The 13,006-nt window shown below is 50.3% G+C and carries 10 protein-coding genes; 2 read left to right on the top strand and 8 right to left on the bottom strand.

Annotation, left to right across the window (positions count from 1 at the left end; translation table 11 throughout):
* Positions 1 to 451 precede the first annotated feature (451 nt).
* Both AC58VC_RS37215 and AC58VC_RS37210 read right to left on the bottom strand, forming a co-directional pair.
* A complete protein-coding gene (locus AC58VC_RS37215) occupies positions 452 to 1,672 on the bottom strand; it encodes an ABC transporter permease (protein ID WP_497376499.1) in 1,221 nt (406 codons plus the stop codon).
* Positions 1,673 to 1,688: 16 nt separating this feature from the next.
* A complete protein-coding gene (locus AC58VC_RS37210) occupies positions 1,689 to 2,402 on the bottom strand; it encodes an ABC transporter ATP-binding protein (RefSeq protein WP_497376498.1) in 714 nt (237 codons plus the stop codon).
* Positions 2,403 to 2,820: 418 nt separating this feature from the next.
* Between AC58VC_RS37210 and AC58VC_RS37205 the strand changes: the two genes are divergently transcribed.
* Both AC58VC_RS37205 and kamA read left to right on the top strand, forming a co-directional pair.
* On the top strand, positions 2,821 to 4,245 hold the full coding sequence (locus tag AC58VC_RS37205) for a sigma-54 interaction domain-containing protein (protein ID WP_497376497.1): 1,425 nt from the start codon (positions 2,821 to 2,823) through the stop codon (positions 4,243 to 4,245).
* A 113-nt stretch (positions 4,246 to 4,358) separates the two neighbouring features.
* Entirely contained in the window at positions 4,359 to 5,816 is a 1,458-nt protein-coding gene (kamA, locus tag AC58VC_RS37200; RefSeq protein WP_497376496.1) for a lysine 2,3-aminomutase, read from the top strand.
* Positions 5,817 to 6,140: 324 nt separating this feature from the next.
* On the opposite strand, the gene AC58VC_RS37195 is transcribed toward kamA, so the two are convergent.
* From AC58VC_RS37195 to AC58VC_RS37170, 6 genes are all read right to left on the bottom strand, one after another.
* Positions 6,141 to 7,559 (bottom strand): aldehyde dehydrogenase family protein, encoded by a 1,419-nt coding sequence (locus AC58VC_RS37195; protein WP_497376495.1) that lies wholly within the window; start codon positions 7,557 to 7,559, stop codon positions 6,141 to 6,143.
* 27 nt (positions 7,560 to 7,586) lie between these two features.
* Positions 7,587 to 8,906 (bottom strand): 4-aminobutyrate--2-oxoglutarate transaminase, encoded by a 1,320-nt coding sequence (gene gabT / locus AC58VC_RS37190; protein ID WP_497376494.1) that lies wholly within the window; start codon positions 8,904 to 8,906, stop codon positions 7,587 to 7,589.
* 39 nt (positions 8,907 to 8,945) lie between these two features.
* Entirely contained in the window at positions 8,946 to 10,223 is a 1,278-nt protein-coding gene (locus tag AC58VC_RS37185) for a peptidase (RefSeq protein ID WP_497376503.1), read from the bottom strand.
* Between the two features lie 69 nt (positions 10,224 to 10,292).
* Positions 10,293 to 10,955: a 3-oxoacid CoA-transferase subunit B gene (locus AC58VC_RS37180; protein ID WP_497376493.1), complete on the bottom strand. Its 663-nt coding sequence runs from the start codon at positions 10,953 to 10,955 to the stop codon at positions 10,293 to 10,295.
* Positions 10,922 to 11,632: a CoA transferase subunit A gene (locus tag AC58VC_RS37175; protein WP_497376492.1), complete on the bottom strand. Its 711-nt coding sequence runs from the start codon at positions 11,630 to 11,632 to the stop codon at positions 10,922 to 10,924. Before AC58VC_RS37175 ends, AC58VC_RS37180 begins: the two co-directional genes overlap by 34 nt.
* Entirely contained in the window at positions 11,619 to 12,986 is a 1,368-nt protein-coding gene (locus tag AC58VC_RS37170) for an aspartate aminotransferase family protein (protein WP_497376491.1), read from the bottom strand. Before AC58VC_RS37170 ends, AC58VC_RS37175 begins: the two co-directional genes overlap by 14 nt.
* Positions 12,987 to 13,006 lie beyond the last annotated feature (20 nt).

Genomic DNA, 13,006 nt, shown 5'->3' with positions numbered 1-13,006 from the left:
GCACGCCGCCAGCGTTCGTCCTGAGCCAGGATCAAACTCTCCATAATAGTTGACGATTGCTCGTCCTTATATCTGAAAGCTTAATAGCTCATTGACTTGCTAGCGAGATTAAAATAATCTCTATTTTTGAACGATTTCTCGTTCGTGCTTACTCACTCGTTGTTCAGTTTTCAAAGATCAATTTCTTTCGTTCTCTGCCGTGTTACCGAAGCAGCGAAAAGTAATATACCATGTCGAAATTTGATTTGCAAGCTTTTTTTAAAATTCTTTTTTCGACATGTTTCTGAGTGCTGTATAACCTGTCTTTGAACGACAGATTAGGAATATACCATGGTTCCAGAAGGATTACAACCTCTAATTAGACTTCAAGCCCACGAAAAAAAGAACAACGCTGTATCCCTACAACATTGTTCTTTTCGTATATAGCTTATTTCAGTGAAGCACTCGCCATTCAATACCAACTTGTAAATACAGAAGAAGTCCCATAAGCGAGCGGAATTGCAGCCCCTATCATCAGGATAGGTCCCCACCAAGTGAAGAAAGAGATCCCCAGACATAAGCTTATCAGGATCAGCGCAGGCAGCACAAGAATAGGTGTCGATAATTGGAGAGCTTGATGTTTCGCAGTATCTTGGATAGGAAAAAGAGTTAAAAATGGTGTCGTTAGCTCGTCTTTACAAAATGATTTTCTCCAAAATACCAACGCGCATGCGGCAACAATCCAGACCACAATTTTAAGAGGTCCCGGCATGATAAACATTGCCGCACTAATCAGAGCGGCAAACTGGATCGTTTGCTTCCACTGCGTCCCATTTCTAAAAAAGGATTTTACTAATAAATCAGCGATTCCGTTGCCGGCGCCTTTTCCTTTAAACAAGCGTTGTGAATTTTTGAATAATAAAGGGCGCTTGCGCTTCGGTTTCCTTTTTCGCTCCGTAACACGAATTAACATCAAAGAAACAATCCGCATCCGCGAGTCTCGCTCTCTGGCGATATCTGCGAAGAAGGCCCCTTTCTCTTGTAGCCGCAATCTGCTTAAGAACACAGCCAGTACGAGAAGAAATAACAGAATCGCCCAAATATAAAGTGCGTTCTGACTAATCACTGCAACCAGTTCTTGATACACGAAGAACAACCCTGCAAAAGCAACGATCCGAAGTATCCAATAGAGGATTCCCTGCATACGAAGGGCTACCAATTGGCGAAGCAAGCCTAAATTAATTTTCAGCATATAGGTAATTAACCACAAGGAAATAATCTGAGGCGCACGAAAACCATACGTCTGAACAAGCAATGGAAGAAAAACGAGCACCAATAGAAGCGTTGTAACCCCCTGCAGTACAAGGGAATATCGATGCCCAAGACGCATGAGATGCTGAAACCACCTCTGGTTCTGCCGAAGGAAAAGCTGATCGCCTTCCTCAACAAAATACCGAATGGTTCCGAGCCAAGTGAACAAATAAAAGACCGTGCCCACCAGAAACAACGTGATAAAGGTGAACCAAGAAGGCTGTGTCGCCCACCAAGAGTAGTATTGATAACCAGCCACAATGATCAGCGGAATGACAAAATAGATCGCAATAACCCAATCCACCGCCATGCGTAACGCTTTATACTGAAATAACCAATCCGATCGAACCCGCCGCGCAAAAAGCTGAAAACTGTTTTTCAAAGTACGGTCCCCCTCTCTATAGTAAGGAATGGAAGCAGTCGAATAATGGCGCGTCCGGCATGCCGCATTGTTCTTGAATGTCCTTCAGGGATCCATTAGCCACCAATCTGCCGCCTGACAGAAGCACAAACGAGCTGCAAATACGCTCTGCCGTGTCTAAAACGTGGGTACTCATCAAAATCCCAGCGCCCCGCTTACGTTCCTCATCCAACATCCCTATGAAATCTTTGATCGCCTTCGGATCCAATCCAATGAAGGGCTCATCAACAATATACACGTCCGGTTTATTCAAAAAGCCCAGGATCAGCATGATTTTCTGCTGCATCCCTTTGGAAAATTTGCCTGGTAATTGATGCTTTTCATCCAAAAGCCGGAACCTGTGCAAGAGATCATCTGCTCGCTCCAGAAATACCGTTCGATCTAGTTCATAAACAGAAGCAGCGAATTCCATATGCTCCCACAACGTCAACTCATCATACAGAATAGGATGCTCTGGAATATAAGCGTAGCTTTTTCGCTCACCCATAAAAGAGACTTTCCCTTTGAAATCCTTCAACAAGCCTAGGATGCTCTTCATCGTTGTGCTTTTGCCAGCTCCATTGGGACCTAACAGACCTACAAGTTCACCTTGCCGCACCTCAAAATGAATGTTTTTTATAATATCCGGAACCTCGTCATATCCTGCCTGATCAATATCTACTTCTAATACAGCTAATCGTTCTTCTGACATTACGGTCACATTCCCTTCTACCCTCATCCTATATAACGCATCTTTACATTTCTATCGCTTTTTTTCAAGCTATCAGCCCCCGATGTATATAATTCTATGATTTGGTCAAATCTAGTATCTATTACTCTATCAATTCTTCTACTAACAAAAAGGAGGTGCTGCAAATGAAAACTGACATGAAAAAGAACGTTCTGCTCAACCGCTACCATTTTCTGATGTGGGCAAAAACAGGCGACATTTTGTATCTGAAATTAATCGGAACTGCCATGTCTCATTAATTGAACTCATACCTAACAACCTAAGCCGTTAAGGGCCATGTCCCTTCGGCTTTTTGCGTTACCAGGTCATATTCAGCTCCCGCCGGCATAAAATGTTAAGTGAATCATTGAACCATCCTTAACGCGAGGGGGTGTACATAATGTCCGGGCAGAACGAGCATGGATCGGCTTATTTTGAAAAAATGCTGAATATCATTGATGTCGGTGTTCATCTCATTGACCGTGAGGGAATCACTATTTTCTATAATGATAAGATGGCGGAAACAGATGGGCTGAAGCGTGAGCAGGTTGTCGGGAAAAACTTTTTTGAGCTGTTCCCTTCTCTAACCAACGATACGAGCACTTTCATGAAGGTGCTGCAAACGGGTATAGAAATCCGCGAGAAAATCCAAACGTATGTCAGCGTCACTGGCAAAAGAATCACCACCATTAACAGCACGTACCCGCTTCTGGAAAATGGAGACATTATCGGCGCCCTAGAGGTGGCCAAAGATATTACAAGCATCGTTCATCTCCACGATCAAATTCTAGACCTTCGGCATCAAATTTACGAGTCCCCTTCCAAAGATAAGAAGATCACGAGCTCCGCCCGCTATCATTTCAGCGATTTAATCGGCAGTAATGAGGCTTTCCTTCAGACGATTTCTTTTGCCAAAAAAGTTTCGCGTACAAGCTCGCCTGTCCTAATATGCGGCCCCACCGGCACAGGTAAAGAATTAGTGGCCCAAAGCATCCATAATGCCGGGGCTCGAAGAAGCCGTCTTTTTATTGCACAAAATTGTGCAGCTGTCCCCAACGAGCTTATGGAAGGCATCATGTTCGGAACGGCAAGGGGCGCATTCACAGGGGCAATCGACCGTGCAGGCTTATTTGAGCAGGCGAATGGCGGGACGCTTTTTCTCGATGAATTGAACAGCTTGGATTTAGTTCTACAGGCCAAACTGCTGCGCGTGCTGCAGGACGGGCTTGTTCGCCGGGTTGGGGGCACACAGGAGCTGCAGGTAGATGTCCGCATCATTACGGCCATGAACATTGATCCTAAGGAAGCCTTGGATAAGGGGCTCTTGCGCAGCGATCTTTTTTACAGGCTGAATGTTGTGAATCTAACGCTTCCTCCGCTCGCTGGGCGCAAAGAGGATATTCCGATTTTGACGAATCATTTTATTGATACATTTAATGACCTGTTTGGCATGAAAATTACGGGCATAGCGCCAGCAGCCATGCAGCGTTTGCTAGACTATCACTGGCCTGGTAATATTCGCGAGCTGAGCCATGCAATCGAATCGACCTATAATATGATGGAACTGGAGTGCGAAATCATTGAAGAAGCTCACCTTCCCGCTTCGATCACGGGGAATAATGCGCTCCGATTGGAGCAGCAGGATGAGAAGGCGGTGATCTCACGTGGATTAACCGATAAGGTGAAGCAGCTGGAAAAAGAAGCGATTGTGAACGCGCTCACCCACCATCAGTACAATATCACCCTCACCGCTCAAGCTCTCGGCATCAAACGCCAAGCCCTGCAATATAAGCTTAATCGCTACGGCATCGTGAGAAAGCCTTAGTCTGCCAGACTCCGCAAGGAGTCTTTTTTGCGTTTTCCGAAGTCGTGAGGAAATGTTGGCATGCTTTTTGCATCTTCTATTACTGAGCAAACATCAATACTGGAGGTGCCATTATGGAACGACGTCACTGGAAGCAAGTTGCGCTATGGAAAAACGTCACGGATGAGCAGTGGAATGATTGGCTTTGGCAGCTGACACATACCATTCGTTCCTTGGATGATTTGAAAAAAGTCGTGAATCTAACTCCTGAAGAAGAAGAGGGCGTGCGCATCTCAACGCAAACGATCCCTTTGAATATTACCCCCTACTATGCATCTCTGATGAATCCTGATGATCCGAGATGCCCGATTCGTATGCAATCTGTCCCTGTTTCCGCCGAATTGCTGAAAACAAAATATGACCTGGAGGACCCTCTACACGAGGATGAAGACTCTCCTACACCTGGTTTAACGCATCGGTACCCGGATCGGGTGCTTTTTCTAGTTACCAATCAGTGCTCCATGTACTGCCGTTACTGCACGCGCCGCCGATTCTCCGGTCAAGTGGGCATGGGCGTTCCCAAAAAGCAGTTGGATGACGCCATTGCGTATATCCGGAATACGCCGGAGGTGCGCGACGTTCTGCTATCTGGTGGGGATGGGCTGCTGATCAATGACAATATTTTGGAATATATACTGAAAAATTTGCGGGCGATTCCCCATGTCGAAATCATCCGGATCGGTACAAGGGCACCGGTTGTTTTCCCTCAGCGGATTACGGAGCATTTGTGTTCCATCATCAAAAAGTATCACCCCGTTTGGCTCAATACGCATTTCAACCATCCGCTAGAAATGACGGAAGAAGCGAAAAAATCATGCGCCATGCTCGCCGATGCGGGTGTTCCACTCGGCAATCAGTCCGTCATTCTAGCGGGCATCAACGATAGCACCTATATTATGAAAAAGCTCATGCATGATCTTGTAAAAATACGCGTGCGCCCTTATTACATTTACCAATGTGATTTGTCCGAAGGTATCGGCCATTTCCGGGCTCCGGTGTCCAAGGGTCTCGAGATTATCGAAGCACTGCGTGGACATACTTCGGGCTATGCGGTGCCAACCTTCGTTGTCGATGCTCCCGGCGGCGGCGGTAAAATTGCGCTTCAGCCTAACTATTTGATCTCGCAGAGCCAAGATAAGGTGATTTTGCGCAACTACGAAGGCGTCATCGTTGGTTACCCAGAGCCCAAGAACTATGTGCCGGGCCGGGCGGATGAGTATTTCAACGAAATCTACGGGATTGAGAAGCAACCGGAAAGCACGGGCATTATCGCGCTGATGAAAGATGAAAAATTCAACTTAGTGCCAGAAAATTTGCACCGGATTGGCAGAAGAAAAGCCTACTCGGAGGCGCCAGAGCACGCCTCATTGAAGGATCGCCGGTCAAAACGGGATGAAATGAAGGATAAGCTGATGAAGGCGCAGAAGAAAGAGAGCAAGACTGGCGCTGATGAAGGCAAGGCAAGTGCGATCGAGAGCAAGGCGTCCTCGGAGGCGCATAGTGAGGGTAAGGAGCCTAGTGCGGAGAGCTGAGTGTGAAAATGAGCGGCATGGGAACTACAGGCCGCTATTTTGCAAGAAAGCGGCATTGCGTCGCGTCGAGGGAACTACGGTCCGCTATTCTGCCGTTTCCGGCCGAAATCCAGGCATTTCGGCGGATATAAAGCCCTGTAGTTCCCATAAAGGCTGAATTCGGCCTATTTCGCTGAATTAGCGCCCTGTAGTTCCTCGCACACACAAGTGTCGCAGTGTTGCGCCTGATTAAACAATGAAGGGGATGCCCCCAAGTAGAACATTCTACTTAGGGGCTCCCCTTCAACTTTTATGCGAGCGGACAGGCAGACGGAGCAGCCAGCGCTACTTTTTAAAACAAATTAGCTTCAGCTCCGTCAGCTCTTCCACGGCGTATTTCACGCCTTCACGCCCTGTGCCGCTCTCCTTAACGCCGCCATACGGCATGTGGTCTACGCGGAAGGTGGGAATGTCATTAATCATGACACCCCCCACCTCTAACGCTTCGGCAGCGGCAAACGCAGTCCGGATGTTTTGCGTATAGATCCCCGCTTGCAGGCCGTACCGGGAGTCATTAACCAGCCCTATCCCCTCCTCAACGGTGGCGATTCTATTGATCATCACAACGGGAGCAAAAGCCTCCCTACAGGAGATGCTGCTCGCCTCTGCAACATGCAGCAGGACTGTCGGATGAACGACATTCCCCTCCTTCTTGTTGCCGGTCGCGACAACAGCGCCAGATTGCTCGGCGTCCGTAATCCATTCCAACGCCCGCTGCGCCTCACGCGGAGTGATGACAGCCGACACATCCGTCTTGGGATCAAGCGGATCGCCTAATTGAAGCAGCTCCGTCTGCTTGACGAATTTCCGGGCAAATTCATCAAATAGCTGCTCATGCACATAGATTCGCTGAATAGAAATGCACACCTGACCAGCGTACGAGAAAGCTCCTGTAACTGCCCGCGCGATCATGCTGTCCACATCCGTCCCTTGATCCACAATGAGGGCAGAATTGGAGCCTAGTTCTAAAATCACTTTTTTGAGACCTGCCTTACTCCGTATGGCAATCCCGACCTCCGGGCTTCCCGTGAAGGTCACCGCCTTCACTCTTGCATCCGTCACCAGCATATCGCCAATAACGCTCCCACTACCCGTTACAACGTTCAGCGCCCCTGCGGGAAGCCCCGCCTGCTGCAGAAGTTCCGCCAGTAATAACGCAGATAACGGCGTCTGTCCTGCCGGCTTCAAAACAATCGTGTTGCCCGCAGCCAGCGCGGGACCCACCTTATGCGCAACCAAATTCATCGGAAAGTTAAACGGTGTTATCGCCGCAATAACGCCGAGTGGCTGGCGGATCGTATACGCCACGCGATCCTCCCCGCCAGGCGCTGCATCCATCGGAATCGTTTCGCCGTGAATCCGCTTCGCCTCTTCAGCGGCGAACTTGTAAGTTGCGATGGTTCGCTCCACTTCAAGCCTCGCTGTTTTCAGCGGCTTCGCTGCTTCAAGCGCGATAATTCCAGCGCACTCATCCGCCTTATCACTTATCAAGGCCGCCAGCCGCTCCAATATCGCAGCGCGTTCATGTGCCGGCATACGCGCCATCGAAGGTCTCGCTCTTTCAGCCGCTTCCAGTGCATGCTGCACCTCAGCCGCCCCTGCGTAAGCAATTTCGGCAATTTGTTCACCGCTGTAAGGTGAGAATAAGGGCCGATACTCGCCGGCTTCTACCCATTTCCCATCAATGAATAAATGCTTCTTCATGCTGTTTCCCCTTTTCTAACTGCTTTTCTAACCGCCGCAAGCCCTGAACGCCGCCTCCAGCACATCAAGGCCTTCAAGAAGCTGTTCGTCTGTGATCACTAGCGGACTTAAGATTCGAATCACATTTCCGTATATGCCTGCACTCATCACGATAACGCCGTGCTGATGCGCCTCCTGCAGAATCCGAGCCGTCAGCTCCTTATCCGGTGCTCGGCTCACTGGATCTTTCACTACCTCAATAGCACTCATGGCGCCCAATGTGCGTACATCTCCGATATAGCTGAGTTCCTGCTGCAGCCGCCGAAACCGCTCAGTGACGGCTTCCCCGATCCGTGCAGCCCGTTCGGCAAGCCGCTCCTCCTCTAGCATGGCAATGACTTGCAGAGCAGCAACGCAGCCAAGCGGACTGCCGCCATACGTCCCCCCAATTTCCCCAACTCCGGGGGCATCCATAATTTCAGCCCTGCCGGTCACAGCGCTGATGGGGAGACCAGCCGCAATGGATTTGGACATCGTCATGAGATCCGGCACAACACCGTGGTGCTCCATCGCAAACATTTTACCCGTTCGCCCAAAACCCGTCTGCACTTCATCGGCGATAAGCAGAATCCCATATTTCTCGCAAATGGCTTTGACTCCTTGAATGAAACGCGTGGAAGGGATGACAAAACCCCCTTCGCCTTGAACCGGCTCTAGAATCACGGCAGCGACGTCCTCACCCGGAACCTCAGACAAGAAAAACTCATCAAACCTCTGCAAAATGTAAGCATCCAGCTCATCCGCTGACATACCGCCCGGAGCACGGTAGTAGTAAGGATAAGGCATTTTATAGGTATCAGGCGCGAAAGGGCCGAAGCCATTTTTGTACGGCTTCACTTTACTCGTGAGCGACATCGCCATATAGGTTCTTCCGTGAAAGCCGCGCTCAAAAGAAATAATAGCTTTGCGCCCCGTATACTTGCGTGCGATTTTCACGGCATTTTCAACCGCCTCTGCCCCGCTATTCAAAAAAAACGTTTTTTTCTCATGATCACCCGGCGTTATTTCATTTAATTTCTCAGCAAGAGCCACATAGGGCTCATACATCATCACATGAAAGCATGGATGCAAATAGTTCTCCAGCTGCGCTTTCAGCGCTTCCACCACTTTGGGCGGACAATGACCGACATTTAAAGAACCAATTGCACCAGCGAAATCGATAAATGTATTCCCGTCGACATCGGTGAGCAGGGCTCCCTCCCCTTTTGCCGCAAAGGTAGATACGGTATTAAACGGCCCCCGCGGAATGCTAGCCATACGCCGATTGAGCAGCTTCTGAGCCTGCGGCCCCGGCAGAGAGGTCTTCATTTCAATGTACTTCGTCCTTCTCTCCCTCACATCCATCCCCTATGCCTCCATTCTGTCAAAACCGCACCAGTCAATCAAGGTTAGCGCGATAATCTCAGCAGCTGTAAACACATCCTCCAGCACAATGTGCTCATTCGGGTAATGCGCCACTTGCGTAATCCCTGGGCCAAAAACAATACAGGGCGTATCGCCCAGCTGCGTTAACAAGCCGCCGTCTGTGCCCCATGGCGATGCTTCTATGACGGGCTCATCTTGTTTTACCGCGCGAAATTGCTGCATAAGCACTTGCATCAAAGGGTGCTCCGGGTCAACGCTGCCCGGAACCCATTGCGCTCCAAACCACTGTAGTTCAGGCGGATGCTCTGCAAACCAAGGATCCACTTCCTTCAACTGCTCCAACCACCTCAGCATTTCTACCTTGGCATCTTGCAGCTTCTCCTCAGGAGCAACCCCCATGCGCCCCTCCACTTTGACCGTATCTGGAACAGATGATGGCCAATTCCCGCCTTGAATGACACCCAGATTAATGGGAATCGGAATGGGATTGTTCGCGTACAGCGGATCTGTGATCCTGGCATTCCTCTCCTTCTCAAGCTCTAGGATATGCTGAATGACCTTGATGCTTTTCTCGATAGCGCTAACGCCTTCGTACCTTGTTCCGCCATGCGCCGAGCGTCCTTTGACTTCAATTCGGAACCACATCGAGCCTTGCTGTTTGGGAAAAATACGGAAATTCGTCGGTTCCGGAATCAGAGCTGCGTCAGCCCGGTAACCTCGTAGGATGGCCGCTAGCGTCCCCGCCCCGCCGCTTTCTTCTTCCACAACGCTTTGGAAAATAACGTCGCCTTTCAGCTTCAGACCGAGACCCTGAATAGCCCCAAGAGCAAGCAAAAGCGCTATATTGCCGCCTTTCATATCCGTTGAGCCACGTCCATATAGCTTGCCGTCAACCACTTCACCGCTATAGGGATCGTGCGCCCACTGATTCCGCTGACCCTCCGGCACAACGTCCACATGACCGTTCAGCAGGATCGAACGTCCCCCTCCTGTCCCCTTCTTAACTCCCACAACGTTGGGACTACCTGCAAAGCGGCTCCGTGTTGAGCAAAAATACGGATGATCTGCAAGCTCCTCTCCGTCCGGTTCCCACATATCCACATCCATTCTCAGGCCTCGCAGTTGATCGGCAACGAGCAGTTGAACCTCCTTCTCGTTGCCTTGTGTGCTTGCAATTCGGACCATTTGCTGCAGCAGTGCGGTCCCAGCGTCACGATGCAGCGTGATCCACTCATGAATTCGCTTTGAAAGCTCGGGCAACTCGGCCTTCCCTGGCTGGTCAGTACTAGGATTCGGCAAAGGAATTCCCTCCTTATGGTTGGCAACACATTATGGAATGTATGAAATATGTTCCGGAATGATCAAGGCTGCCTCCGTATGACGCACGATGTCATCTACCGTATAGGGCAACATGATCTCCTTCAAAAGCAGTCCCTGCTCCGTCACTTCCATCACGGCCATTTCCGTAATAATCAGCTTCACACAAGCCCTGGCGGTCAGCGGCAAGTCGCACTGCTTCTTCACTTTGGATTCACCCTGCCGATTGATATGGTTCATGAGCACGATGACTTTCTTCGCTTTTTGCGCAAGCTCCATCGCACCGCCGATGCCGGCCACCCGCTTACCAGGTACGATCCAATTCGCCAAATCACCGCGCTCGCTAACCTCCAGCGCCCCAAGGATCGTAATATCAATGCAGCCCCTGCGAATCATGGCAAAAGCAATCGAGCTATCGCAATAGGAGGCTCCGCCCAGAATCGTGAGCGGATATCCACCCGCGTTGCAGAGGAACGCATCTTCTTCCCCTGGTTTCGGGGCTCCGCCTGCGTACAAGATGCCATTTTCTGCATGAAAAACAATCTGAACACCCTCCGGCACATAGTCCGCAACCTGAGTCGGGATGCCAATTCCCAAATTGACGGCCATCCCGTTTTTCAACTCCTGAGCGGCTCGTTTCGCTATTCGGTCACGGTTTTCTTTTCCCATACCCATTGCCAATTCACTCCTTTGCTGAGGATGACCATGTCGACGAAAATGCCTGGTGTGATAATACTTTCGGGGTCCAGCGCGCCAAGCGGCACAATGTCATCGACCTCGGCAATGGTAAAAGTCCCAGCCATCGCCACGAGCGGATTGTAATTTCTACCGCTTTTATCATAGACAAGATTGCCGAAAGGGTCCGCCTTCAAAGCATGAACAATCGCCACATCAGCCGTCAGAGCTGGCTCTACTAAATACGTCCGCTCATCGATCGACACCGTGTCCCTGCCTTCTCCCATCATCGTTCCGACACCAACGTCCACCAAAATACCTCCGAGGCCTACTCCGCCTGCCCGAATTTTCTCCGCCAGTGTGCCTTGCGGGTAAAAGACAACCTCCATGGAGCCGTCCTCCATCATTTGACCAGCGTTAGGATTGGAGCCGATATGGGAGGCAATCACCTTTCGCACCCGTCCAGCGGTCACTAAACGGCCAATCCCGATATGAGGAAAACCGGTGTCGTTGCCGATAATCGTTAAGTCTTTGACCCCTTTGTTTAAAATACCATCAATCAGCGTCGGAGGTGTGCCAATACCGCCAAACCCGCCGTACATGAGCGTGCAGCCATCGTTAATCGCATGAAGCGCCTCTTCCAAGCTCTTCACTTTGCTCAGCTCAGATCTCTCCATCTTCGCCACCTCCTGCCGACTCTCTCGTCAGCTCATCCATGACTTCGCGAATCGCTTCTTCCAAAAGTTGTGCAAGCTGATCGATTTCCGCTTCCGTAATCACCAGAGGCGGCGCCACAATAATGGCGTCCCCAGCACCATCCACAGCGCCAGCTGCGGGATAAACGAGTAAGCCTTTGTGAAAGGCTTTATCTATGATTCGGGAAGTGATGCCCGCTGCAGGCGGAAACATCGTCTTATCGTCCCGATTTCGAACGAATTCGAGAGCCAGCAGTAAACCTCTCCCCCTGACGTCGCCAATGATTGCGATGCTATCCGCCATTTGACGCAGCTTAGCCAGTAAATAAGCTCCCATCCTTCGAGCTGATTGAGCAAGTTGATGCTTCAGGGCGTAGTCCAGTACGGCCAGCGAAATGGCGGCAGACTGCGGGTTGGCGCTGTACGTATGGCCGGCCATTATGCTTTTGGAGCCCTGTAAAATGGGCGCCATCACATGATCCTTCACCAGCGTGGCCGCCATTGGTGTGTAGCCGGCACTCAACCCTTTCCCGAGCGCTATCAGATCGGGCTCTACGCCTTCGTGCTGCATGCCAAACATTTCACCCGTCCGAGCAATACCGGTCATCACCTCATCGGCGATAAACAAGATGTCATAGCGATCACAGATCTCCTTAATTTTCTTAAAATAACCCGGAGGCGGAACAATCGCTCCTCCAGCAGCCCCAACAATGGGCTCCGCAATGAAGGCGGCAATATGCTCAGCGCCGATTCGTTTAATCGCTGTTTCCAAGTCGTCTGCGCACGCCAGCTGGCAAGAAGCTGCATTCATCTTGAACGGACACCGATAGCAATAAGCGGGAGCAACGACTGGGAAATCCTCTAAAAGCGGTATAAACCGCCTTCGTCTAAGTACATGGCCAGACATCGAAAGAGCGCCCATGGTGATGCCATGATAGCTCATCCTGCGCGATATCATCTTGTTCTTCCCGAAGCGGCCCTTCTCTTGCCAGTGCTGAATGGCAATCTTCATCGCCGTTTCTGTCGCTTCGGAGCCGCTGTTCACGAAGAAGGCCCAATAGTCGCCCCCTGGCGCCAAATCGCTCAGCTTCTTCGCCAGTTTCTCTGCTGGTTCACTTGTGAACTGTGAACGGTACACAAAAGACACCTTGCTGGCTTGCTCCATCATCGCATCGATTATTTCTTGCACGCCATGCCCGATGCCGGCCGTCACTGCCCCTGACGATGCGTCCAGATACGCTTTGCCCTGCTCATCGTAGAGGTACACCCCTTTTCCATATTGAACCGTGGGATAAGGATGATCCAAAACCGGCTTGATTAAATGCTCCCGTCCCATAAGGCACCCCCACTAATCAG

The sequence above is a fragment of the Paenibacillus sp. J22R67 genome (assembly GCF_059692175.1).
This window is presented reverse-complemented; position numbering and strand designations above follow the sequence as displayed.

Excerpts from the sequence above, each read along its gene's own strand:
- AC58VC_RS37210 (WP_497376498.1), bottom strand. The coding sequence starts at position 2,402 with ATGTCAGAAGAACGATTAGCTGTATTAGAAGTAGATATTGATCAGGCA.
- AC58VC_RS37205 (WP_497376497.1), top strand. The coding sequence starts at position 2,821 with ATGTCCGGGCAGAACGAGCATGGATCGGCTTATTTTGAAAAAATGCTG.
- kamA (WP_497376496.1), top strand. The coding sequence starts at position 4,359 with ATGGAACGACGTCACTGGAAGCAAGTTGCGCTATGGAAAAACGTCACG.
- AC58VC_RS37195 (WP_497376495.1), bottom strand. The coding sequence starts at position 7,559 with ATGAAGAAGCATTTATTCATTGATGGGAAATGGGTAGAAGCCGGCGAG.
- gabT (WP_497376494.1), bottom strand. The coding sequence starts at position 8,906 with ATGAAGACCTCTCTGCCGGGGCCGCAGGCTCAGAAGCTGCTCAATCGG.
- AC58VC_RS37180 (WP_497376493.1), bottom strand. The coding sequence starts at position 10,955 with ATGGGTATGGGAAAAGAAAACCGTGACCGAATAGCGAAACGAGCCGCT.
- AC58VC_RS37175 (WP_497376492.1), bottom strand. The coding sequence starts at position 11,632 with ATGGAGAGATCTGAGCTGAGCAAAGTGAAGAGCTTGGAAGAGGCGCTT.
- AC58VC_RS37170 (WP_497376491.1), bottom strand. The coding sequence starts at position 12,986 with ATGGGACGGGAGCATTTAATCAAGCCGGTTTTGGATCATCCTTATCCC.